This window comes from Patescibacteria group bacterium (genome assembly GCA_041645165.1).
Taxonomy (GTDB): Bacteria; Patescibacteriota; Patescibacteriia; order 2-02-FULL-49-11; family 2-02-FULL-49-11; genus 2-02-FULL-49-11.
Genome location: JBAZQN010000020.1, coordinates 1 through 24,898, shown reverse-complemented (window position 1 = coordinate 24,898; position 24,898 = coordinate 1). Strand labels below are relative to the sequence as shown.

At 49.5% G+C, this 24,898-nt stretch carries 25 protein-coding genes and 1 tRNA gene; 1 reads left to right on the top strand and 25 read right to left on the bottom strand.

Annotated elements, in window-relative coordinates:
* Positions 1-294: 294 nt before the first annotated feature.
* From WC659_06595 to WC659_06570, 6 genes are all read right to left on the bottom strand, one after another.
* A complete protein-coding gene (locus WC659_06595; GenBank protein MFA4873563.1) occupies positions 295-942 on the bottom strand; it encodes a DUF1648 domain-containing protein in 648 nt (215 codons plus the stop codon).
* A gap of 13 nt (positions 943-955) precedes the next feature.
* Positions 956-1,675 carry a glycosyltransferase gene (locus WC659_06590; GenBank protein MFA4873562.1) on the bottom strand — a complete coding sequence of 240 codons (720 nt, stop codon included), beginning with the start codon at positions 1,673-1,675 and terminating at the stop codon, positions 956-958.
* A gap of 9 nt (positions 1,676-1,684) precedes the next feature.
* The gene (locus WC659_06585) at positions 1,685-2,557 is read right to left on the bottom strand and encodes a GerMN domain-containing protein (protein ID MFA4873561.1); all 873 of its coding nucleotides are present in this window, start codon (positions 2,555-2,557) and stop codon (positions 1,685-1,687) included.
* 19 nt (positions 2,558-2,576) lie between these two features.
* On the bottom strand, positions 2,577-3,293 hold the full coding sequence (locus WC659_06580; GenBank protein ID MFA4873560.1) for an HAD-IB family phosphatase: 717 nt from the start codon (positions 3,291-3,293) through the stop codon (positions 2,577-2,579).
* Positions 3,294-3,312: 19 nt separating this feature from the next.
* Positions 3,313-4,728: a S41 family peptidase gene (locus WC659_06575; protein ID MFA4873559.1), complete on the bottom strand. Its 1,416-nt coding sequence runs from the start codon at positions 4,726-4,728 to the stop codon at positions 3,313-3,315.
* A 288-nt stretch (positions 4,729-5,016) separates the two neighbouring features.
* Entirely contained in the window at positions 5,017-5,421 is a 405-nt protein-coding gene (locus WC659_06570; protein MFA4873558.1) for a DUF333 domain-containing protein, read from the bottom strand.
* A gap of 136 nt (positions 5,422-5,557) precedes the next feature.
* Here WC659_06570 and WC659_06565 point away from each other — a divergent pair, with 136 nt between their 5' ends.
* On the top strand, positions 5,558-6,976 hold the full coding sequence (locus WC659_06565; GenBank protein ID MFA4873557.1) for a tryptophanase: 1,419 nt from the start codon (positions 5,558-5,560) through the stop codon (positions 6,974-6,976).
* Positions 6,977-7,057: 81 nt separating this feature from the next.
* Here WC659_06565 and WC659_06560 read toward each other — a convergent pair whose 3' ends face one another.
* The 19 genes from WC659_06560 to WC659_06470 all read right to left on the bottom strand — a co-directional run bounded on the left by WC659_06560 (position 7,058) and on the right by WC659_06470 (position 24,713).
* On the bottom strand, positions 7,058-7,357 hold the full coding sequence (locus tag WC659_06560) for a hypothetical protein (protein MFA4873556.1): 300 nt from the start codon (positions 7,355-7,357) through the stop codon (positions 7,058-7,060).
* Positions 7,358-7,375: 18 nt separating this feature from the next.
* Positions 7,376-7,792: a hypothetical protein gene (locus WC659_06555; protein ID MFA4873555.1), complete on the bottom strand. Its 417-nt coding sequence runs from the start codon at positions 7,790-7,792 to the stop codon at positions 7,376-7,378.
* Positions 7,793-7,802: 10 nt separating this feature from the next.
* Positions 7,803-8,462: a DNA alkylation repair protein gene (locus tag WC659_06550; protein MFA4873554.1), complete on the bottom strand. Its 660-nt coding sequence runs from the start codon at positions 8,460-8,462 to the stop codon at positions 7,803-7,805.
* On the bottom strand, positions 8,431-9,132 hold the full coding sequence (locus tag WC659_06545; protein ID MFA4873553.1) for a hypothetical protein: 702 nt from the start codon (positions 9,130-9,132) through the stop codon (positions 8,431-8,433). The genes WC659_06550 and WC659_06545 overlap by 32 nt, the downstream gene beginning before the upstream one ends.
* Positions 9,133-9,160: 28 nt before the next feature.
* Entirely contained in the window at positions 9,161-11,113 is a 1,953-nt protein-coding gene (locus WC659_06540; protein ID MFA4873552.1) for a hypothetical protein, read from the bottom strand.
* A 1-nt stretch (position 11,114) separates the two neighbouring features.
* Complete coding sequence (locus WC659_06535; GenBank protein ID MFA4873551.1) at positions 11,115-11,651, bottom strand: epoxyqueuosine reductase QueH; 537 nt, start codon at positions 11,649-11,651, stop codon at positions 11,115-11,117.
* Between the two features lie 12 nt (positions 11,652-11,663).
* Positions 11,664-12,008: a nucleotide pyrophosphohydrolase gene (locus WC659_06530; GenBank protein ID MFA4873550.1), complete on the bottom strand. Its 345-nt coding sequence runs from the start codon at positions 12,006-12,008 to the stop codon at positions 11,664-11,666.
* A 38-nt stretch (positions 12,009-12,046) separates the two neighbouring features.
* Entirely contained in the window at positions 12,047-13,333 is a 1,287-nt protein-coding gene (locus tag WC659_06525) for a DEAD/DEAH box helicase (protein ID MFA4873549.1), read from the bottom strand.
* Between the two features lie 42 nt (positions 13,334-13,375).
* The gene (locus WC659_06520; protein MFA4873548.1) at positions 13,376-14,431 is read right to left on the bottom strand and encodes a Fic family protein; all 1,056 of its coding nucleotides are present in this window, start codon (positions 14,429-14,431) and stop codon (positions 13,376-13,378) included.
* A 113-nt stretch (positions 14,432-14,544) separates the two neighbouring features.
* On the bottom strand, positions 14,545-15,030 hold the full coding sequence (locus WC659_06515) for a hydrolase (GenBank protein MFA4873547.1): 486 nt from the start codon (positions 15,028-15,030) through the stop codon (positions 14,545-14,547).
* A 20-nt stretch (positions 15,031-15,050) separates the two neighbouring features.
* Entirely contained in the window at positions 15,051-15,617 is a 567-nt protein-coding gene (locus WC659_06510) for an alpha/beta fold hydrolase (GenBank protein MFA4873546.1), read from the bottom strand.
* Between the two features lie 14 nt (positions 15,618-15,631).
* Positions 15,632-15,718, bottom strand: a tRNA-Ser gene (locus WC659_06505).
* 225 nt (positions 15,719-15,943) lie between these two features.
* On the bottom strand, positions 15,944-16,228 hold the full coding sequence (locus WC659_06500; GenBank protein MFA4873545.1) for a DUF5668 domain-containing protein: 285 nt from the start codon (positions 16,226-16,228) through the stop codon (positions 15,944-15,946).
* Positions 16,229-16,293: 65 nt separating this feature from the next.
* Entirely contained in the window at positions 16,294-16,692 is a 399-nt protein-coding gene (locus tag WC659_06495) for a PspC domain-containing protein (GenBank protein MFA4873544.1), read from the bottom strand.
* Between the two features lie 165 nt (positions 16,693-16,857).
* The gene (gene ppsA, locus WC659_06490) at positions 16,858-19,260 is read right to left on the bottom strand and encodes a phosphoenolpyruvate synthase (GenBank protein ID MFA4873543.1); all 2,403 of its coding nucleotides are present in this window, start codon (positions 19,258-19,260) and stop codon (positions 16,858-16,860) included.
* 12 nt (positions 19,261-19,272) lie between these two features.
* On the bottom strand, positions 19,273-20,148 hold the full coding sequence (locus WC659_06485) for a hypothetical protein (protein ID MFA4873542.1): 876 nt from the start codon (positions 20,146-20,148) through the stop codon (positions 19,273-19,275).
* Positions 20,149-20,566: 418 nt separating this feature from the next.
* Positions 20,567-21,034, bottom strand: a complete 468-nt coding sequence (locus tag WC659_06480; GenBank protein MFA4873541.1) for a hypothetical protein — start codon at positions 21,032-21,034, stop codon at positions 20,567-20,569.
* Positions 21,031-24,063, bottom strand: a complete 3,033-nt coding sequence (locus WC659_06475) for a LamG-like jellyroll fold domain-containing protein (protein MFA4873540.1) — start codon at positions 24,061-24,063, stop codon at positions 21,031-21,033. The genes WC659_06480 and WC659_06475 overlap by 4 nt, the downstream gene beginning before the upstream one ends.
* Positions 24,064-24,146: 83 nt before the next feature.
* The gene (locus WC659_06470; protein MFA4873539.1) at positions 24,147-24,713 is read right to left on the bottom strand and encodes a hypothetical protein; all 567 of its coding nucleotides are present in this window, start codon (positions 24,711-24,713) and stop codon (positions 24,147-24,149) included.
* Between the last annotated feature and the right edge of the window lie 185 nt (positions 24,714-24,898).

The window sequence follows — 24,898 nt, the reverse complement described above, 5'->3', positions numbered from 1 at the left end:
TCTGAAGGGGAATGCTCCTTGATTTGGCAACGAACTGCGTGCCGCACGCATTGCACCGATAGCCTTGTCTGCCCCTAAACCGACCATTCTTCTTCGTAGCTTGAGAACTGCATTGTGGACAAATTCTATGGTTTTTTTGTAGCCATACTGTAACTTATTAAGGAATTATGGCTACAGTATTGCACAGAATGCACTTTTCAGCCTTACGAATTTACCATTATCCCATTTTTTTCAACCTCTGATAATAAAGATGAATTATGCCTATAAACAGGCTCTTTTTTATATACACGAATCTCATACAACCTGATGTTCTTTCCGGTAGGCAAGATATGAATAGACCGCGCTTACCACCGCGCTCGCGAGCACTGAGATAAGCAGAAACCAGATGGCGAAATCCGGAAAGAGCACACCTGTGAGCGTAATGATGCCGCTTGCGCGGAAAAGCTTGCCGGTGAGTACATGCGTTTTCTTCCATACGGTCTCGCTGCTCAAAGTCCAGGGGGTCCTGATGCCGATGGTCCAATTCATTTCCGCGTGGGATACCAGGATGCCTACCATGTAAAACAATACAGCAAATGCAGGCATAAGAAAAATAACCATATTGAAACGGTAGCCTGTGTTCCAATACAGCGTCAGCACATACAAATACAGCAGGAACATAAACAGCGCCGCGATAAACCCATCAAAATATTTCCTGAATTTCTCGATATTTTCTCTTTTGGGATCGATGCGGGGAATCACAAGAAATACAATCCAGAGCACGAGCGCGATGATGGGCATGAGGAATGTCCCCCAAAATTTCGGCATGTAGCCGTCTACTTCTCCTTGCGCATTCCAGTGCGATGCCATCCGCGCAGGAAGCTGGGGATAGAGGTAGAGTCCAATGCAAAACGATACCACTACAATACCTAATACCATTAGTTCGTTTTTGCGTATTTTCATATATTCCTTTAGCTTATCGCCAGCCTTGCGTGTACTGGGGCCAACGCGATTTAAATAATTTCCAATTATCCTTTTGATATCGGCTTATAAGTCGCAATGAAATAATATCTGGCACTTGTGAACCGTATCCTTGATGATAGACAAACACCCGCGGATCCACATACACCTCGTACCCATGCGCGAAGAGCTGAAACACCATTTCAAGATCTTCGCTCCCCAATCCTTTATAGAGTTCACAATACCCTTCTGTCTCGCGCCATGCGCTCTTTCTCAACACACAGCATTCTCCCCATATCACTTCTTTGAATTTTTCGAGCTTAAAGGGCTGTACGAATTTTTTATTCCAATTCTTCAGCATGTCGTACTGAAAGTACCCTTTGAGCAACCAAAAGGTGAGAGGCGTCACCATGCCTGCGCGCGGATGATTTTGCAGCGTCCCAATGAGCGGCCGTGACCAATGAGGCGGCACGACGACATCATTATTCATTACGGCAATATAGGTTCCCTGCGCCAGAGCGATCCCTTTATTCCATGCGGCGGCGAGGCTTACGCGCCGCGGAAAACGCACATACTGATCGGCAGAAGCTTTGAAGAAACGCACAGCGCTCTTGTCATGCGAAGCATTGTCTACCAAAATCAGCTCATACTTCCCCATGGTGTATTGACGTATGCTTGAGACAAAACGCCGCGTGACTTCTTCATTATTAATAACCACTGCCACAATCGAAAGCATACAAAATGTTTATGGCTGCAAAATATCCTCTGTCCTGCCGTTGATGGAGATGACCACTTCCTTTACCGTGGGAAACTGCTTTAACGTCTGTATAATCTGTGCGCGGATTGCCGTTACGCGGCAGGAGCCGCCGACCGCCTCCTCAAGGCGCGGAGAAAATTCAACCCGCGCCGTGCCTTGCGCATCAATGGTCAATTTTTCAACCTCAACACTGTCATTGATGCTCGTGAAATACCCTTCCCCCTTTTCGGTATCCGTGGGCCCCTTCAATAATTCATCCAATGCTTCTCGCGCTATCTGCGGAGCCTTTGGCGCCTCCCGCTCAACCCCAAACACCAGTGCGCAATCGAACGCTCCCGGGTTCATTTTGTCATTGCCAAAATACGCCCGCACAGTCGTGGTGTCTCGATTCACGTCAATGCGCACCGGCATGCGAAATTCGTCATCGTGTTCTGGAAGACCTGAAGGATTATCTTTTACGAACACTAAAATTCCTGGCACGGGTTCCGAGGCCGCAGGCAAAGTATAGGCGAGCTCCGCGCGGAATGGCACAAACGCTTCGGTCATCCACTCTTCCTGCGCCTGCGCAATGCCAGAAGCGACAATCTGATTATTCTGATCCAGTAGCCTCACGGGAAAAGACGCTTCAAAAAACCAATATCCCCGCGCTTCCCCGGTGATTTCCAAAGGACTGCCGACCAGTTCCTCAAGGTGTGGCTTGGCGACTCTTACCTTCGCGTCTTCAAATGGCGGCTCTTGGTTAGGCTGCGGCGCGGGGACAAGGCCCACTCCGTCTCCATTCGTGATCACCCGCACCGCGAACACCGCACCTGCGATGACAAGAGCAGCAATAATGATAATTTTTAGAATGCTGTTACCCATATCCTCTATAGATATTATACTAAGCCACCTTATGCCTATGGCGCTTATTGAGATTATAAATCACGTCCTTCCGCTCCACGATGATGGTCCATCCCTTCTGCTTGGCATAGTGATAGAGTTTCATGTTCGGATTGAAACAGATCGGCTGTTCCACCATCTCAAAGATAGGTATGTCAAACTCCGTGTCGCCCACGCCTACAGAGCCTCTTCTCGAGAGGCCTTTTTTCTCGATTAAATGCTCCACAAGTTTTGATTTACTGCCAATCAATTCTTCCGCTAAATGCTTCCCGGTGAGCATCCCCGCCTCGTCCACCTCATGGAGCCGGCCGTAAAATTTATGAAATCCGAGTCGCTTGCAGAACTCATGGACAATAATGGCGGAAGAATGCGATACCGCCACAAGATAATAGTCCTGCTGGCGCAGCTTGTGAAGGAGGTCGCGCGTGAAGCGGTAGACGCGGTTTTTATGGAACGCGGCCACCTTGCGCGCCACCCGAACAATATCGCGGTGCGCCACGCCTTTGAGATTGTCATTGTAGGCTTTCACCACCGCCCACATGTACGTATCATATGAATCCTTCCGGTCAAGCCACTGCTGGTATGCGCGCGCGTAGACCTCCCGCACCCGCGCGGGAAACACGCCCTCCTGTATAAGCGCGTCCATAAGTTCCACGGTAAGGCTTGAGCGGAAAATCGTGCCGTCAATGTCAAACACCGCAAATTTCTTCTTTTTCATAGAATCCCTCTCAATCATTTTATAATGGCTGTTTGAGCACCTTCTTCACCGCATCAATAAGCGGCGGGTAGCTAAAGTATTCATTAAGCTGTGTTTCCCAATCCTTGTCATTGATATTGACCGCCGGATCCACACCTCTCCCCTCGATCGGCAGGTTGTCGTCCCGGAGAGTCAGGCTGTGCACGAGGAACATGGAATATTTCTGGGTCGGGTCAATCTGATGGTCAAGGGCAAATACTTTCTCCACCGTGCCCCACCCTTTCGTCTTCGTGCCGACCAAGACCCCCACATTATATTTTTTTAAAGCTGCCGCCATCATTTCCGTGGAAGACTGCGCATTCCCATCTATGAGCACCACCACTTTTTTATAGCGCACGAGGCTTGGGAGCCACCCCGCGACGGTCTTATAAGGCGTATACTCGTCCTGATGGAAAAATTCAAACGCATATTGGTTCTGCCCCAAGAAAGGGCCCAGGAGGTATTGCAGCAAGTCTATCGCGCCGCCTATATTGCCGCGCAAATCCAGAATGAGCGAATGCAGCGCATCGCCCGTATCAAACGCGTTTGCCACCTTCACAAATTCATCCACGGTGACCGGAGAAAAACGCTTAATCTTCAAATGCAGCACCTCCGGCCGCACGAGTGCTCCCACCACGGTTGCCTCGGCACCCGACTGGTTGTAAGTCTCTCGTGTTTCTTCTTTTTGCAGGGTATCATGCGCGCGCGTAATGAGAGCGAGTTTTTCCTCTGCCACTTTCCGCTCTTCTTCTGTTTTTGTCTTGTCATTCACCGTGGCAGTCAAATCCTGGGACTTGCTCGCGTATTGCTGCTCTATGTCCTCCTGGGTAGCGCTCTTATCAACTCCCAACGTTTGGTACAAATCTGTAGAGGTATCAATATTCTGCACCATGTTCTTCAAGTTCGTTTCATCTTTTTGCGTATAGAGGCCGCTCCTGCCAAACGGCTCGAGATTCGCGAGCGCCACCGTCGCGATCTGCGATGTCGTGTCTTTCTTCTTTTCTTCCGCCTCGCGTGCCACCGCTTCTTCAAACATTTGCGCCAAACCGCTCTTATCCACCGAGGGAAGCGCCAATGTTTTTCCCGTTACTTTTTCTGCGGACAAGCGAAAAAGCGTAATAAGCTCCTCATCAGTCACTTTTTTCCAATAATTCTCTTTGACCTTATCAAAAATTTCCAAAAGGAATTCTGTGTAAATGGTGTTTTGCCTTTCTTCCGCAATGGGCGCATTCGCCTCTGCCAGCACTGTCTGCGCGGTCTGCGCAGTCTGTGCGGAAAGCACGGCAGGGCGATTCTGATGGCTTCTATAATATTCAAATCCTGCCGCGCCCGCGAGCACGAGCACGGCACATCCCACCAAGATAACATTTCTGTTTAATCGTGGCCGCAGAGAAAGGAATCTGGCAACGATGGACATAATATCACGATAACAATTTAGCAATATATCAATGTATCAGGTTAACAATTTAGCCATTTATACTACATTGCCAACCCAATTCCGATTGTCATTCCAGACCGAGATCTGGAATCCAGACATAAAAAACAGACAAAAAATCGATTTTCTTTTGGTGTTCCCCGATCTCGGTCGAGGACGGCGTCTGGATTCCCGCTGGAGCCTGCCCCGTACCGTGATACGGGGCGGGAATGACGGTGGAATCGGAATTTGAACAGCAATCGAGTATAACAATGTAACCATGTAGCCATATTATTCAAGTTCCACCGGCTTGCATTCGCCCCTGAAAAATTGCCATTCATCGCACTCCGTGCCGTCGGAAAACTTGCATATTCCCTGTTCACCGCCTTCTGCATCTTTCGTAATCTCAAGCGTCCCGCCATGCTCGAGGCAATACAATGACGCAGGGTTTGCCATGCCTGTCTGCGCAGGTAGACCCGCCTGCGCTGGCTCACCTGCGCTGGCAGGCAGGCCTTTCTCTGTCTCCGTAGAAGACGCCTGAGTGTTCTCTTGCGGCGCCATAGGAACCTGCTGTTCTTCATTGAAAGGAGCAGGCAACGGAGGAACGGTTTCATTCTTTTTTACGAGTGAGCAGCCAGAGACTGCCACAAGCAATCCAAAGGATGCGATAATGGAGAGAGGAATTTTATAAGACATACTTATGTATATAATAATATATTTCAGTATACCATAAATGCGTTTCCCCTGCTTTATTGAATATATTTTACCTTGTGCTAGACTATATATAGTTCCTGTGAACTATTTTTTATTTAATTTATTTTTGGCTTTCTCTATGCCTCCCCCACAAAAATCTCCGCTGCCTGAACCTTATAAAATCAAGATGGTCGAGCCTATCAGGCTCATCTCCCCGCGCGAGCGGGATAAAGCCATACAAGCGGCAGGGTACAACACCTTTCTTCTGCGCTCCCGCGACGTGTTTATTGACCTCCTCACTGATAGCGGCACGAATGCCATGAGCGAACAGCAATGGAGCCGCCTGATGCTCGGCGATGAGGCGTATGCGGGCGCGGACAGCTTTTATGAACTGGAGGCGGCGATGCGCGAGGTATACGGATTTCGATATCTGGTGCCTGTCCACCAAGGCAGGGGCGGCGAGCACCTGCTCTCGCGCACGCTCATCACGCCCGGACAGTATGTGCTCAAAAACATGTACTTTACCACGACGCGCCAGCATATCGAGCTTGCGGGCGGCATATTCATCGATGTCATCACGCCCGAAGCGCATGACGCGCAGACCAACTTTCCGTTCAAAGGCAACGTAGACCTAGAAAAAGTCGAACAGGTCATTAAAGAAAAGGGAGTAAAAAATATTGCCTATTTCTGGATTGAAACCTGCGTCAATATGGCAGGGGGCCAGCCTGTTTCCATGGCGAATCTCAAAGCACTGCGCAAACTGGCCGACAAATATCATATCCCGCTCTACTTTGACGCCACCCGCGCCACGGAAAATGCCTATTTCATCAAAACGCGCGAACCCGGGTATCAAAAGAAACGCATCAAAGACATCTTCAAAGAAATGATGTCCTATGCCGACGGCTGCACCATGAGCTCCAAAAAAGACAATCTGGTGAATATCGGCGGCTTTGTCGCAACCAATAACCCCACGGTATTCCGGAAACTTAAAGAACTGGTAGTGGTATACGAAGGTCTGCATACCTATGGCGGCATGTCAGGGCGCGATATGGAAGCGGTGGCGCAGGGCATGCGGGAGATGGTGGATGACGCGCATATCGCATTCCGGGTAGAGCAGGTCCAACGCTTCGGTAATTTGTTTTTGAAAGCCCACATCCCGATCGTGCGCCCCATAGGCGGCCACGCGGTGGTGCTCGATGCGCGCGGCATTCTCCCTCACCTTGACCAGGAACGGTTCCCGGCGCAGGCGCTCTCAGCCGCAATTTACGCCCATTCCGGCGTGAGGGTCATGGAGCGCGGCATCGTATCCGCAGGACGCAATCCTAAAACCGGCAAAAACCGCCATCCGCATCTGGAAACCGTGCGCCTTACCATCCCCCGCCGCGTCTACACGGACAGCCACCTCGCGTACGCGGCAGAAGCGGTGATTGACCTCATAAAAAATCATAAAAAACAGCCGCTCCTTAAATACGGCCTCACATTCGTCTACGAACCTGACACCCTGCGCTTCTTCCAAGCTCGCTTTGCTATAAATTCATCCCACCTCACTAAGGCATAGGGGGACATACCCACTTTAGTGTCACAAGGTAGTTGCGAAGATATTCAAACCACGCATTTGCGATAAAAGTGTTTGTTTTGTCTAGACAGTTGACTGTTGATACCAATCAATTAATTTTTGAGCGACAATATTTATTTCCTGACGCAATTGCCCTACTTCTTCCTGTAACCAGATCGAGTCTTTTTCTAAATGGGTACTATTCGAATCATCACTATGTTTCATGCCATATGGTAGGCTAGATTTAAAATAAATCTCCGGGGTCTTTGACATTCCATAAAAAATTTTTCCACCAAGACCCCGCTCAAGATCCTCCATCTTACTTCTATTCGCGCTTGTAACTCCGACTGCGGCAAAATCATACTTGATTTTTAAATCATTCAAAATAACAGCCCAGGGCTGCTAGCTGACTCCCCGTGAAATCACCTCTGTAATAACAAGAGCGGATTTGTTTTTATTCCATTGTTGGTCTTTTATTTTCCTCTCAATTTCTCCCTTAACGTTTTCCAAATATTGTTGATAAATCTCTGGATTGTGAGAATAACAACGAGAAAAACATAAAGTGATTAATCTCTCTTCTAACCCCTTGGTTCGATAAATCTCGGAAAGAAAGCGATGAAAGATGAGCGTGGGTATACGTCCACTCATGTCACTGCCAATAAGCAGGGTGTATTCGCCCTCCTCTATTTTATCTTTCATTTGCAAAATCATTTTTTGAAGAGGCTTAAACAACTCTTTTATATCCTGATCAAAATAATCAAATCCTTTCTCCTCTTCGTATGAATCCATTTCTGACTGGCTTAATCCCTCTTTCAACATAGCTAATCAATTAATAGTTTTTACCTTTTAGTTCCCTTATCGCGTCCGCAGCAATCCAGCGGGCGGCACGCGAATCTAACTTTTGAATTTCCCTTGCCGCCTTAATGGCTTCCTTCCTCAATGCAGGATTGCGCTTTCCGATCTGGCGCAGTGCCCAGTTGACCGCTTTTTTGACGTAATTGCGCTCATCAAAAGCGGCTTTTTTTATCAAGGGGAAAAACGAAATGAATTTATTATCCTCTGCGCCCTTATCGTGCCACGCAAGGCTAGCCATGAGCGCAAACCCTGCGCGCCTGATAAACTCCTCCTTGCGGCTGGTCCATATCTTTGCCTTCTGCCATGCAAACTCCGTTTTATCGAAAAGGTTCATACACACCTGGTCGCACACGTCCCAAGAGTCAAAATCAACCGCCCACGCGTCCATCTGCCGCGGCGTCATCTTCCGCGGCTCCGCAATAAGTCCTGCGAGAATCCTTGCTTCGTGGACGCCTGATCGCCATAGCTCAAGTGCCAACGTATGGTTTTTTCCTATCTCTTTCCCCATGCGGCGTAGGATGGGTATGGATATGCCTAGGGTATTTTTCGTGCTTATCCCGAAACGCGCCATGCCGGCGACATTCTCCGGGTTCGCATAGGATTTAAGTTTCTTCAAAATGTGTAGTGCATTCATACAAAAAACTCTGATGAAATGTAGTGCGCACACTGCGCTCCACCCCGGTAAGAAATAACGTGGCTCCTGCAAGCTCAATAATTTCTTCTCCAATGATACTGATAAAATAGAGGGAAAAATCACCGCTCCGCACTCCGAGAGGATAAATGATTTTGCCGCTCACCACCTCCACGCCCAATCCTAAAACAAAAAGCACCGCACCGCACAATACCAAGCGCGCGGCAGATCGGTCCTCCCGCCAGAGCAGGAATATAAACCGCACATACACCGCTACGGCGAAAAGGATAAAAGGCGCGTAATACAACATCCAACGGAAAGAAGCTCCGCGCACATTGGCTACCCCCAAAAGGTTGTTCACGACAAACCCGACGCGCTCATGCAGCGCAACCATTTCATCGGTTCCCAAATACAGAAAGGAGGCGGCAACCAGCAGCCATAGCGCTTTTTTGGAAAACCTCTCCCCCCTCCGGTGCACAATCAGAAACTGCACAATCGCCAACGCTGCAATGCCAAGCAATTTCAAACCAGAATAGGTAGAGTTCAAATTTTGCTCGCCGTCGAGGTTGAAAAATCCGTACGTGTTCTTGAGGAAAAAATGCGCACACACGACCGCAGCATCCAAAGACAGCAGGAGAAATAATAACCAATTGTTCTTTATAATCTTTAACATATATCACACCTTGTGGATACTTTCAAAATTAGTCAGCGTTTAAAGAAATTTTCCACAAGTAGCTTGGCATGAAACTCGCGCTCCCGTAGCTGTCAGCGCTCACCACAAAGACGTCTCCCTCTGCATCTACCGCGACCCCCTGCACATCCCTAAAGAGCGGCCGAAAACGCAGCGTGCGCTGCGCAGTGCCTTCTGCATTAAAAATCACCAATTCGCCCCGCCCGTTGTCTGTCACATACACCTCGCCCTCGGCGCTCACATAAATGTCTTCTGGCGCCTTTAACGGCATCGCGTTTTGCCAGATTTCAACAGATTCCCCCCAGCGATAGGTAAAGATGGCGCCTGTGACATCATCGCTGATCAGCCATGCTTTCAACTGCGGATGATACGCAATACCCTCGGGCGCCTGCCACAGGCGGTGGAGGGGACGAAATTCTGTCAATTGCCTCATCGGCACATCAAAACGGCTGATAGTTTTCTTGCCTTCGTCGAGGATTGCGAGCACTCCCTCGTGCCATGCTAATCCTTCCGGGTTTGATAATCCCTGCGTTCTGTCCGCGAGCAGTCCTAAATCCTGTTCAGCGTCATAATAAAATATTTTACCGTCCGTGGCATCACTCGCGCATATGCCCGGAAAGCAAATAGCAACGCTGTCAACATCACGCAGCTGCCGGCGCACATCCGGCAATCTGGCAAGGACGTCGTCATTATACACAAATACCCCAGGCCCTGTAGATACACCTCGCCGTTTCGGCTCTGATTCATTCGCGAGCACAATACCCCATTCCGGCGCGTAGGCGAGATCATCACTATGGAACAAGCCATCCTGGATAGAGGCGACCGCGATAGCTTTAGTGCCGCCCTCCAGAGGAGAAAAACGGTCCTTTCTGGGTAAGAAAAAAGGAGACAGAAGAAGAGCACCTATAAAAATACCAACCGGAATAACTGCTCTACAAGCGAGGGAACTGCAATTTTTGAGGCGGAAAGGCGCATCAAGCTGCTTGATCGCGACGCCGAAAAAATTGTCAGTTTCCGAAGCGTTTGGCAGGTGTGAGGGCTCAGTGTGATTGATAACTAATAGTCTCCAACATCCTGCGCCCGCAAATAACACCGCGGCGTAATACTCGCCAATTTCTTCCAGGCCGTTTAAAAATCGTTTTGGCTCATAGATGATATACCACGCATCTGAAAAAGAATATCCACGGCTTGCCAAAGAGGCCGCAGCCTTTCTCAAACCATCCAGCACCACCGTGTCCAACGTATCAAATAGAGTGGCGAGCCCGAATAGCAGCAGCCCGAAAAAACAAATCTGCATAAAACTTTTCTTCTCATCGCTCATTTCTCCTAAAAATACGGGGGTCATCCATACCAGCGCCACCACCCCTCCCGCAAAGTACCCCACGGTGATAAGATCGGTGGTAAGGTGAGCCAGCGAAAAAAGCTTTTCCAGCACATAACCAATCTTTTCGTGGAATTCACCGATTTCATCAAATCCTGCAAACACGAATGCCGCGCTCAAAAGCAGATACACCAATTCATTCCTCTGCGGCCATGTTTCACCTTTATTGTAACGTCTGGAAATAAAAAACAATGCACCGCCCGCAAGGAGGAGGAACAGCGCTGAAGGGTAACGTATCCACGACATTTCCTCAATGAGAGAATGTCTTGCATCAAAAAATAAAACTGCCAACAATGGCAGGAACGCGGCGCAGAGGAAAATGAAAATGAAACGACGCGCATGCATCTTTTTGACTAAAATAAAAAATAAATACCCTGCCAAAAGCGCCAGCACCATCCCTCCCATATAAAACCGCATATGCATTTCATAGGGTAGGCTGCGGCCAAGATTCTGCTCCGTTAAATAAATAAATGAGGGAATGAAATGCGCAGCCCATACCCCGCTCACTGCCAACGCTGCGAAAAAAACTAAAAATGCCTTCAAGGCTGGCAGTAATGATTTACCTTTTATTACTATATTCATGTCACTTGCGTATACTGAATTCGCATCCGCAGTACGTCTGGCGGTAGAACTGGTGCGCGCGGGAAAGCGCGCATGATTTCTTAAATCCGTCATGCAATTTCCAATCTTCCGCCAAAAATCGCGCTCCGACCTCATCCCCTACCTCTGCGCCAATCTTATTGATAACCTCTGATTTCTTGTGGGGAGAAATGGGAAGCGTGGTTCCAAACCACTGATACCCGCCTTCCTTCGCCATAGCGGCGGTTTGCGCCAGCCGCGCGCGATAGCATACCGCGCACCGCAGACCGCCTTCCGGCTCCTGTTCCAATCCCTTCACGATTCTCTGCCATTCCTCGTGGTCATAAATGCCCTCTTTCAACGCAACACTGATTTCCTTGCAATACCGCACTGATTCGTCCCTGCGCCGCAGGTATTCATCCAGCGGATACACGTTAGGATTGTAGTAATACACGGTCACGTCAAACCCGCGTTTTTTGAGTTCTTCAATCACATATGCGCCGCATGGCGCACAACACGCATGGAGGAGAAATTTGTCCATAAAATTTCCGCGTTATCTTTTAGCATTTAATTTCTTATTCCGTGCATGCCTTTTCCGGTCGCGCTTCGTCTTCTTGCTCAAGTTTTCTTCAAACGCTTTGGTTAAATCCACGCCGGTCTGGTTGGCGAGGCACACCAGGACAAAGAGCACGTCCGCGAGCTCATCCGCAAGAGGCTCTTTTTTGTCGGACTTTTTAAAACTCTGGTCGCCGTAGGTGCGGGACATCAAACGCGCTAATTCCCCGACCTCTTCCGCCAACTGGGCGAACTGCGTGAGTTCGGAAAAGTACCTCACACCTACCGTTTTTATCCAATGGTCTACTCTTTGTTGAGCCTGTCGCAAGGTAAGATCGTCCATAGGCTTAATGATTAATCTTTTCTGTACAATGCCTGTTTTTACCTTCTTCTCGTACGATAACGGGAAAAGCTGCCGGATGATCCCGGGCGCGTATGATACGGGCGGCGCGGGCGTGCGCCTCCGCTGGACGGTCGCGCAGGGAACCGTGAGAGTGAAATATGAACTCTTGGCGTAAATCTCGGGGCGCGCGCCGGCGGAAGCTCTGGGAGCTTGGAAATCTGCAGGCGCTGTTTGATCAGGCGCTCAATCTCGCGAAGCTCTTTCCCTTGATCCGAGGTAAGCAATGAGATGGCGTGCCCGCCCGCGCCCGCGCGGGCGGTGCGCCCGATGCGATGCACGTAATCCTCCGCATTTTCCGGCAAATCGAAATTCAGCACCAATTCGATGCCGACCACGTCAATTCCGCGCGACGCAATGTCGGTCGCCACGAGCACCCGGTACTTTCCCGCCTTGAACCCGTCGAGCGCTTCGCGGCGCTGGTGGAGGGAGCGGTCCGCGTGAAGCTCTGCCGCCGCATGCCCCATACTGCGTATCTCTTGCGTCAATTTTTTTGCGCCGTGCTTGGTGCGGGTGAAAATAAGCGTGGCGCCAAGGTATTGCTGCAGCAATTTTTCCGTCAGGCGTATCTTCTCATCCCTCGGAATGACGAACAGCTCTTGCGTGACGCGCTCGACGATAGAGCCTGACGGCGCCACCTCAATCCTGATTGGCAGCTGCATGTATGAAGTGGCCATTTTCATGATTTCAGGAGGCATGGTCGCGGAAAAAAGCATGGTCTGCCGTTTGCGCGGAATGGTGCGGAAAATCTTTTGGATTTGAGGGGCAAATCCCATGTCGAGCATCCTGTCCGCTTCGTCGAGCACGACTACCTGCACATTGTCCAAACGAACCGTTTTTTGCTGCAAGTGATCATTGAGGCGGCCGGGGGTCGCGATGATGACATGCGGATTCCTTTTCAATGCCTGGATCTGCGGCCGTATTGAGGCGCCGCCGATGAGCACGGCGGTCCTTAAACCCACTTTCGCGCCGATCTGGCGGAGCGCTTCATCGACTTGTGCGGCGAGTTCGCGCGTGGGGAGCACAACCAGCCCGCGCCCTTTCACTTGGGCAAGCCTCTGCAACATGGGGATGCCATAGGCAAATGTCTTGCCGGTGCCGGTCTGGGCGATACCGACCACATCTTTCCCTTGGATGGCCACGGGAATCGCCTGCTGCTGGATCGGTGTCGGGTTTTTATATCCTAATTTCGCCAGCGTTTCCAAAAAAACAGGCGCAATGCCTAATCTGGAAAATCCCTGTGCCTGCGGCGATTGGTTCTGATGCATAAAAGTGTGGAAAATATTTACAATAAATATCTTGCGTGTTTTTTATTTCACCGCGTAATTCCTCGCCGCGAAATCATATTGGTCAAGGAAAATCTTTTTGAGAGGAATGACCGAATTCAATTCGTAAAACACCAGCATCGCTTCGCGGTAATCGCTTTCATCAACGCTGCGATACGACAAAGGCGCCAAATCGTATGCCAACAATAGGGCGTTTGCCATGAGCCGCCCTGTCCTCTTATTCCCGTCTTCAAATGGCTGGATATACGCCAAACCAGCAAGCGCCACGAAGGCTTTGACATAAGCAGAGGAAATCTGTAAAATCTTTTTCCCTAAAACCTCAATCGCGTCGGTAATCTGGTGAATATTATCAAGCGGACGATAAAGAGAGCCAAGCACGCCGACCGGCTTTTTCCTCAATCCCTGTCCCACGTTTAAATCTTTCACCAAAATAGAATGCAGTTCTTCCAAATTCATACGGTTCATTATTTTGAATTGTTTCTTGTTTTCGCGGATGAAATTGAAAGCATCTTTATGGTTTAAGATCATTTGGGTTTCATCTTTGGTTTTGCCCTCGGCGGCTTTATTTTCTAAAATCAATTTCTCCGTATCAAGAAGGGTATAGGTGTTTCCTTCAATTTTTGATGATTTCCAGGCTAATTCAATAATCAACCGCTCTAACTCTTTCTTTTGCAGGGTTTCAGACAAATCCCTGGTGCTCTGCCTGTATGCGGCAGTAGAGCACTCCAGCATTTCCAATTCTTTTTCTGAAAAAATTTGAGCAGGAAAAGCGGGTAATAAATCAAAATTATACTGATGCAGACCGTAGCGCCTGTCCGGTTCCGCAACACAATACTCTTTCGCATTGATCTCCGCAAAAATCCTTCCTAAGGCGCTCACCGCATACGAGGTCGATCGCCCCGAACCAATCACCTTTAAAGCGCCCATAACAGCCATGTCAGAGAGTATTCTCTTCACGGTAACCAAAGAAACACCTTCGCCCGATTTGGCCATTTCAGCGTGGACCATTGAGGATGAAAGGGTGTTATTTTTCAAAAAAATTGCGACTATCTTTTGCTGCTTTTGGCTTAAACTAAACATAATCTATTCGTATCATTTAACTAGAATAATCGTATCATATTGATACGAAAATAGCAATAATTTGATACGATTAAATTTGAGGATCGGCTCAATTCCCCCGCCCGCCTCGCCCGTTACTTTACCTGCGCAAAAAGCACCACGTAATTTTTTCCGTATGCTTTGGCGCATTTCGGACAGGTCGTGTAAGAAAAATATAATTTTTTCATTTCCTTGCCTTTGCTTTTCACATACTCCTTCATTTCCTTTGCCCACGTGCCTACATTTTGATAGGGCCCCTCAAATACTTTGGTAAGAAAATTCCCAGAGAGTGTGGCCATTTGAGCACCGGGAACATCTCTAGAAACGTCAATGTAGATATCCGCGCCCCAAAGGGACTTCTCGTCGGTTAACATTAATTGCTGCGGCGCTTTCGCGTTTGCGTTCTCGATCAACCCCATATTCTTGATTATCTTTTTCCCCATGTTAAGAGGAATGTGCAGAAAGCTGGTGACATGATCTTTCACAAAAATTTTATCCTTCCATGTGATCTCTTTGTCTTGCCAAGGCGCAGGATCAAACGGGTCACAACAGCCAGTTGGTTTAATTTTTTGGTTGTTCATATAAAAGAATCTTAACTAAATTAATTTAATAAAATATCTTCAGTTCTGTCCCGCAACGCTTCGAATTTCGTGTAACCTGCTTTGGTATTAAAGTGCCCGGCGTGGGGAATGAACGTGAGGTCCGCTCCTAATTCCTTCGCAAGCTGTTCGCCATTTCCTAACGACACGTATGGGTCATTATCAGACTGGTACACTACAAATTGCTTGGCATTGGCTTTAATGATCGGCCAGTTAAATAAAAATCCGCTGAAACTGTTATCTCGGTCATAATTTTGTAATGGCCGAACGCCAATGGGCGTGCCGACCAAAATAGCAGCTTTCACAGGGTGTTTTAATTGTTCCAAAATTCTTAGCGTAAAAATGCCGCCCAAACTATGGCCGATTAAAATCGTATCTTCATCTATATAATGATCGTATTCTTTTAATACCTCAAACCATGCATTCACCGAAGCCGGCTCCCCGGGCGGCGAGGGAAATTGCGGGACAAAAACCTTGCAGCCTTTCATCTCTAACTTCTCTTTCAGCCACGGAAACCAATTTTCTTGGGGATAGCCTCCTGTGCCGTGAAAGATAAACACGTTATTCATAATGAAAACACATTCGGAGGGGGCGGGATTTGAACCCGCGAGAGGATTGCTCCCCTATCTGCTCTCCAAGCAGACGCACTAGGCCACTATGCGACCCCTCCACACTATCCATACTTTCGTAGGGAATTGTAACGAGCTTCATCCATAAACGCAAGAAGGGAACATACCTGTTCCCTTCTACGAATGAAGTTTTGTCTTTTTACCACCCGCGCGGGTATGGGCGCTTAAAAAAATAACCTTTCCAATGTAATCTCACCATAAGTGGATGACCATCGTAAAATCTCATTATATCCCAACGTGCTGTATAGGTTATTTTTTTACGGCGCCTATGGTCCCCACCTCATCATCATCGTGCCCTGATATCCAGGGAACATGAGGAACGCAAGCGCGGCAAGGATAACTAGCGCAAAGAGCACCCATTGCAAGGTGCGATCTATACGCAGGCTTGAGAGCCCCAAAAGGATAAGCAACAACGGCCATAGCCGTCCGACATTGCGCCAGTTCATGTAAAACCACCCGAAATTCTGCAGCAGGAATAAGATGCCAAGCCCTATCAAAATAATCCCAAAAAATGTTTTATGGTCGTGGCAATCTTTGTTATTTTCTGGCATAAGATAATTAAAATCTTAAATACTATCGTCCGCGTCAGTCTGCGTGAAGTCTGCGTATGTCTGCGCTATTTGTTTCTTCTCAAAAGCCACACGCCGAACCCCACGAGAAGGAGCGGCCAGTACTGCCAGATATTCCAATGGGGCGCGAAATTATTGATAAAAAATATTATCCCGAGCGCGATCAGGATGAAACCGCCCGCCTTGCCCCCATGCTCCTGCGCGGGCGCTTCGGTCTGGACAGGCGGGGATGAAATATCTTCAGCCCCCTCTGCGACTGGCTGGGGTTTTTCAGGTATCACAATCCAGAGCACGATATAACCGAGGAACCCGATCCCGCCGCCAAGGGCTGCAACGACAAACAATACGCGGATAAGCACCGGATCAATCTGGAAATATTCACCCAATCCCCCGCAGATGCCGGCGATCATTCTATTTTCTCGTGAACGGTAAAGTTTATGTTCCATACTATAGAGATAAATTAAGCCCTTCGGCATATCTACACTATGTAGCGTCGCAGCTTTTATCCCGTCGAATGACTGGGATGTCTGCGACATGGTGGGTGGCAGATAAACTGCCACGCTACATGACGCTGATCTTGGGCGGAAAGATTAGAATTCCGATACGATGAATTATTTACGCTTTAGCTGCTTCTCTACTTCCAAAACGTGCAATGTCGTTTTCAGGACCGTATCTGGCTGCAGCGCGATGGAATCTATCCCCTCGCGCACGAGAAATTCCGCCATCTCGGGAAAGTCAGACGGCCCTTGGCCGCAGATACCGATCTTGGTATGCGTCTCGTGGGCAGACTTGATGACCATGGAGATCAGCCGCTTTACCGCTTCGTTGCGTTCATCGCCTATGTGAGAAATAATCCCTGAATCGCGGTCGAGGCCGAGGGTCAGCTGGGTGAGGTCGTTTGATCCGATGGAAAATCCGTCAAACACTTCCGCAAACTCCTTGGCCAATATCACATTGGATGGAATTTCCACCATGACATAGAGCTCGAGCCCGTCCTTGCCGCGGACTAACCCGTTCTGCCTCATCACCTCCACCACCTTTTTGCCCTCTTCCACAGTCCTGCAGAAGGGCACCATTACTTTTACGTTTTTCAAGCCCATTTCCTCGCGCACCTTCTTGAGCGCCCTGCACTCCAGCGCAAAACCCGGCATATATTTGGGGTCATAGTAACGCGACGCGCCCCGCCAGCCGATCATGGGATTGCGCTCTTCCGGTTCAAATGCTTTGCCACCGATTAAGGACGCATATTCGCTTGTTTTGAAATCTGATAACCTCACGATCACGTCATTCGGGTAGAACGCGGCCGCAATCCGCGCGATGCCGTAGGACAGCTGATCTACGAAATATTTCAGCTTGTCCGGCTCATGCGCGGTTATTTTTGCGATCTGCTGCTTTGCGCGTTTGTCCTGCAGATGCTGGTAATGCACCAAGGCGAGCGGGTGGATCCGCACATAATTGCTGATGATAAATTCGAGACGCGCCAGCCCCACCCCACGGTTCGGGGTTGCGGCAAAATGGAATGCTTGGTCAGGCTCCCCCACAATCATCATCATCTGCGTCTTGGGGGTCTTCAGGTGCTTGAGATTCACTTTCGTGACCGTAAACGGAATCGCGCCCCGATACACCACCCCTTGCTCTCCTTCCGCGCAGCTCACCGTCACCATCTGCCCGGTCTTCAATACTTTCGTGCCTGTTCCCGTGCCTACCACCGCGGGTATGCCGAGTTCGCGGGATACGATGGCCGCGTGCGCGGTCCGCCCTCCGGAATCGGTGACAATCGCTGAGGCAATCTTCATGATCGGCTCCCAATCCGGATCAGTCATCGTCGTAACCAAAACCTCGCCTTTTTGGAATTCGCGGATCCCTGCAATGCTCTTGATCACGCGCACTTTCCCGCTCCCTACCTTATTGCCCACCGCGATCCCCGTGAGCGCAATGGCGCCCTTTCTCCGCTCGGCACTCTGCCCCATGTGATAGGTTTCCAACACATTCACATTACGCCTCGCCATGACCGTTTCCGGCCGCGCCTGCACGACGTAGAGTTCGCCCGTGATGCCATCTTTCGCCCACTCGATATCCATTGGCTTGCCATAGTGCTCTTCGATAATCATGCCCCATCGCGCGAGGGTAAGCACGTCTTTGTCGCTCAGGCAGTAACGCATCCTGTCCTTCTCGGAAACCTTGATGTTGCGCGTGCCCTTTTGCCCATAGACCATTCTCCACTGCTTCGCCCCCAATTTTTTTGATATGATCGCGCGGGCGCCTGTGCGCAGTGTGGGTTTAAAGACGACAAATTCATCCGGATTGGCTGCCCCCTGCACGATATTTTCTCCCAAACCCCAGATCGCATTAATAATCACGTTATCGCGGAATCCGGACTCCGTATCAATGGTGAAAAGCACGCCGGAAGCGCCGCGATCAGAGCGCACCATGGCCTGTACGCCTACGGAAAGCGCAACGTCTTTTTTAGCAAATCCTTTATCGACGCGATAGGAGATGGCGCGGTTCGTGAAGAGCGATGCGTATGCTTTGCGGACCGCGTCAAGGAGCGCCGCTTCTCCCACCACATTGAGGTACGTTTCCTGCTGCCCCGCGAATGAAGCGTCCGGGAGATCCTCAGCCGTTGCGGACGAGCGCACGGCCACGCTTAAATTCTTAGTCTTATACGCAAGAGAAAGCTTGCGATACTGGCTGACGACCGCGCGCTGAAGTGCGGCAGGGAGCGGCGCGCGGCGTACCGCGCGGCGCACCGATTCGCCCACTGAAGAGAGCTCTTTCATATTTGAAGTGTCGAGTCCTTTCATGAGCTTGGGCACGAGGTGAGAGAGGCCTGTTTCGCGAAAAAATAAGCGGTATGCCTGTGCGGTTACCGCGAATCCATTGGGTACTTTCACTCCTTTGGCGCTCAGGGTTCTGACCATCTCTCCCAAAGAAGCGTTTTTTCCTCCTACGATAGGAATATCGCGGATGGTAAGAGACCCAAAAGGTATAATAAAACGGCGTGTGGTGGACATGGTATTCAAATATTATTGGGTAAGGTGCGTCGTGTCTTTATATAATTCGCAGAGGAAGAGAAGGGAAAAAGGGATATAAAAGAGCGTGACGATCGCCTGCCAATTGATGGGAATCTGCGCGATATTAATAGAACCGATAAGGGCATTGAACACGTAGAGCAGGAGCGCGAACACCACCGTGCGCCACAGGAGGTCCCAAAAGAATTTCTTGAAGAGCGCGAAGCTGTTTTTAAGCGCGGCAAACGGGGAACGCTCTCCTTCCGCCACTGAAAAATTCGCAAATCCAAACAGCGCCGCGAGTATAAGTGTCGCGAGCGTGAAAATAAGAAGCAACGCCCTGTTCATCCACGACAATCCTGCCGTGCCCCACGCGCCCGTATAGCGCTGCATAATGGTGGCAACGAGCACAAGCAAGAAGTAAACCGCGGTAATCGCCAAAAACAACCCTACGAGCAGCGCGAGGATTTTGAGGTAAATGCGCAACCCCTGCTTCACTGCCGTAATGATCTTCTGCTTCCCTTGAGGATTGAGCGCGGTGGCGCATACCAGGGCGCTCTGGTACCACACCTGCATAAGGAGCGAAAGCGCCATCACCGGAATCGCCACGACCATGGAGGCACTGGAAAGCGTGAGCAGGAGCGGAATCACCTCAAAAGCATTGACCCCCGTACCGCTCACGAGATTGTCCAGAAAGACGCTGAAGGTGAGCGTCCCGAAAAACGCGAGCTGGATGAGCAGCCCCACCGCATTAAAGGCAACGATGAGCCCCGCTATCACCCCGAACCGTTTCATCAGCGCCCGCCACGTGGCGCGCACCTCGGACCACCATGAGGGGAATTTATTTTTAGATACCGGGGAATCCTCGGCAAGGGAAGTAGTGACAGGCATATATTTCAAAAAATTATAAACATGAAACGCGATAATTTTTATATATGGAAAGGAAATCAAAACCCAAAATCTTTAAGAATATACCAGAGGAAAATGAATCCTAAATTGATGAGCACGCCGATTGTGATGACAATGTTCAATACTGCCTTGTGTTTGATGTCCGTTTTATATAAGAGATAAAAAGAACCGGCAAAACCTATAAAGGCGATGAAGAAAATTATAACTTTTAGATCGGTAATAAATTCAATATCTCTTTTAGCTCCATACCAAAACAATATATCTACTGAAAATAAAATAATTAATATAAAATAAAAATTGATCTTTTTAAAAATTATCATATGCCCATATTATAATAAATGCTCTCTCGCATACACCAAATCCCCCACCAGCATATTCCTCGCCTCCTCTGAGTCGCGCCTTACCCACTCTTTTCCCGACGGAGTTTGATGGATTTGATAATGAGAATCAATAGGGAAATGGAGAAGTAAGCAATGAAGAAAAAGACAAGAGATACTCCCTTATTCCAGCATAGCGCCTTACTTAAAATATCACTCCCACAGTCACCCGGGCTCAACAAAGTCAGGACGACGGCTATGGGGATGAACCAATAAGAAAACATCGCCCATGTCTTTCGGATGCGCGGTTCGGTGGCGATAAGGGCGATGATTGTGAGAAGTAAAACTAATAATGAAGCTAAAATAGCTCTCTCACCGATTATCAAATACTTCTCAAAACATTTATAATATGGCCCTCCCTTATCAGTTAAACACAATGATCCAAAATGATAATTTTCTACAGAACTATAGAACCACACACTCGCTATCAATACAAGAATAACAAAAACGGAAAAATATTTTATAATTTTTCTTAATTTTGTTATAGTCATAATATTTCCCTTATTTCTTCCACCCCCCGAATCAACCCATCCGCATCAGCGGAAGAAATGAGACCTTTTTGGTACAGCACTCTGAGGGAGTCAACCATCGCCTTGAGCACACGATCCGCTTCTTCCGTCCTTCCCTTCTTGAGGAGTTTGATTGCACCGTCAGTGGCGGCAATCAAGCCTTTCTCCACGTGCGGATCAAGGTCAAGCGTCTGAATGGTCAATTTCAGCACCTGGAGCGAGACGATGGGGTCAGGTTCTACTGAAGAATCAAGTGTGTGATCGGTGGCACCATCACCGTCAACATCCAATAATAATGCGGAGACGCTTGAAACATCCTGCATCGTCAGCTCTCCTTTCATAGTAACAGAAGTGGGGATGTTTTGGTAAGCAACGGTTCCCACCGAGTCGTCGCCTTCTCGTGTTTCGATCTCCAGGGTGAAGCTGCCCGTGGCAAGTCCTTGGAGCTTGATGGTATACGTGTCTTGGGTGTCCAGCGTGAGGTATTTGTCTTCTCCGAATTCCCGGTACGAGCTGTTGGGGATTCCCTCTTCGATGATGGTGATGCCGGAATCAGGGCCCGGGTTGGGAATGAGGCCCGTGTGATTTCCGAGAGAGTCGTAGGCGTCAATGGCGACCGGAGAGAATAGTCTCAAGATTGATTTCTTTGGTTTGTAGGTAGGTTCGGTGGTGGAGATGAATAGAGGAAGATTTTGAGTATTCAATGTTTCCTTAATAATTTGCTTTATCAACTCACGTAATCCATCAACCTCAAAAATGTCACCATGACTCCTCTTTAAGCTCAAGAGCCGATTATCCGCATACAGATCAACATAGAATTTCTGTGCATCCATGGCAAACGCGCTCGGCAGAAAGACTGTGCCGTCGCCACGATAGGTCTCGATCGGATTATGCGTGATCTTGGTGGTATCGATGAGCCCATACGACGTTTTCTGCGAATAGTGCAGTCCGGTCAAGGTATCGAGATCGCCCCAGCCCGCGATCTGGATTACTTCAACATTTGGCGGCGCTGTCCAGGAGTCGAGCACCTGCTGTGTACCCGTTCCTTTGGTTAATAATCCCCCATTGAGAATGTTTGGATTATCAAGATCAACAGGAAAAGGTTTCAAACGTCCTTCAAAACCGAGTAGGAAATCATCGAATTCCGAACGGGTGGTGATTTCTGTACCATAGCGTTGGAGAAATTGCGTGAGCAAGGACGCTGCGGGGTCGAACGAGACGACGGGGAAAATGGCCCCGGCTCGCGTGAAGTATTCTGGGGAAGGAAGAAGGTGATACGCAGAGGGCATATTCTCGCCCCATGCGCGAGTGGTCACGGGAGAGATCACGATACGTTTGAGCGGATTCGATTCTTCGCCGTGCAAAAGTCTGCTCATGGCTTCAGGCGTCCCCAATTGCGGCGTTGCTACCATGATAAACTTGTCAATCAAATCCGCCTTGCCTTCGTCTTGCAGTCTGCGGATGAGCAGTTTCCCTACCTGCCCGCCCATGCTGTGCGTGATGAGGGTGACTTTTCCGGTTTGTGAGGTTTGAGCCAGGGATTCGATCTCATCGGCAAGGCGGACTATGCTGTTTTCGAGCGCTATCGTACCGTTTGTCACGTCCTCAACATTATACCGCCAGTCGTAAGGCAGGGCTTCCCATTCATTGATCGTCTGTTCGTTTCTTAGTGTATTCATGGAATCAATGAATTTCTTGTAGATGTTCACGGTCGCGTTGAGCACCTCGTCAATGATCCCTTCCGTATGCGCTTTCGTATAGATACCGGACTCGGTGCTTGATCCGTCGGGATTAAGAAATAATGCACGCACATCCGAATCAGCATTCGGCTCCCACAGTTGATCTTCGCAATTGACGGCACAATCTGGGCTAGGTCTCTTATGGAAAAGCCGGCTTCCCTTGATGCCGGGAAGAAACGCGACGTTGGAGTAGCCGGTCTGGAAGGTGAGTTCTCCGGCTGCGGGGAGGCGCGCAGTTGTCTCGGCGCCGCTGGTTTCGAAGTGGTATTGGTAATTTCCCTTGGGAAAGGTGCTGGTGTAAGCGTACTGTTCGCCGTTGGAAAAGTTGCCGTCTTTGAGTATGGAGGGAACAGTGTCGCCAGTATCAGGAATGAGAGGGATGAGGTCAAGATTGACGGTGCCGGTATCGATGTGGAGTAAGAGACTCTGCGGCGGGTCGCTATCTTGGTCGGTGTAGATTACCTTGAAGGCGAGTGGAGTAAGATTGGCCGTGCCTCTGTCAGGATTGACGCCGTCAGTGACATAGCCGGTCTCTTGCGAAAAGGAGAGGACAGGAGGGTGGTTTGTGGGTGATCCTGGAGCGCATTTGCCTAAAGCGCCTGCCTGATAAATGGCGACGATCTCCTCGGCGGTGAGGGCGCGGGTGTAGAGGGTCACCTCATCCACCTGACCCTGAAGACGCCTGATATCGCCGTAGTATCCTCCTACCTTGCCGATGAAGAACTGCGTGCCTTCAGGAGGGACATCGATGGTGATTGGAGCGCTGTTCACGGGCACGCCGTCGAGGTAGAGCGTGACGAAGCTGCCGACATTGGTCACGGCAACGTGGTGCCACTGTCCTAGGGCGACCTGCGGCCCGAACAGATCAGGCCCCCATGAGGAGAAATAGAGCCTGCCGAAACTTGCGCCAATATTGTACGACGCGCCAGTGGCGCCAAACAGGCCGTAGCCTGCAAAATACGCCTCCTGGGCAACCAGGGCGTCAATCTTAACCCATACTTCCAGGGTGCGGTCGCTTGCCCCTGCGGGTAATCCTTGGGTGGGTATCTCTACCAGATCGTCAATGCCGTCAAAGCTGAATCCCTGGCCTACCTTACCGGCATCATATACTGTGCCTCCTTCCAAGGCGCCGTGGTTTAACCCTAGGCTGTCTTGCGCATTACCTTCGGCACGCCACCAGTGTGCGGTGTCTGAAGGCAGGGGGAGGCATGAGGCGGCGTGGGCGGGAGTTGAGAGAAATACGAAAGAGAGGAGAATGCTTAAAGGCAACAAAAACAAGCGGATAGGATCATTAAATAAAATACAGAAAGAATGCATTTTACGATGCCTTGCCATAGTATTCATCGAACATTAAATTACCCTTCCGCAATGGTGGTATAACGCGGCGCGCTTTTGCTCGCAAGGGCTACAATCCCTCCGATGCAATACGCAAAAAGCGCGGTCACCACCGGTTCCATCGTGAGATTAAACAGGGTCCACACTTCGCGCACCACAAAAAATCGCAAAAACGCAAGCATGATACCTAATATCAAACCGACACACGCGGCGCCCACTGCTGCCACTTTTGCCGGCGCCGCGCGCTTCACCACGAATTGCCGCCCAACCAAGGCAAAGAGACATAGTTTCACGACAAACGTACCCGCATCCGCGGCATCAGCCCAAAGGCTCGGCATGATGAGCGAGCTAAGGGTCATGAACAATATGATTCCTCCCGCGACAAGTAAAGGTGTGCGCGCCTCTTTGAGGTACCATCCAATATCAATGCCGTAAATCAGCGTGCCCTTTTTGCGCACCCCTCTTGGCGCAGCCAAAGGCGCCGCATTCTCCGCACGCGCCGCCACATCGCCTTGGTAAGAAGGCGGCTGCAGGGATTCCTCTTCTTGCGGAGAGGGAGGAAATGTCGAGGTAGTCTCGTTTTCCATTTATTTAAAGGATTATATGCCATTCATTATACAATATTTTCCACTTTCCTACAATATTTCGTTATAGCTCACAATAACTGTTACCAAGAGAATAGCGGATAGATCAGAATTGGGTTACCGTAGCCGTCTATGACTATGGCAACCAAGAATGAAATCTTCTCCCGCTATCTGGGGGAATACCTCAA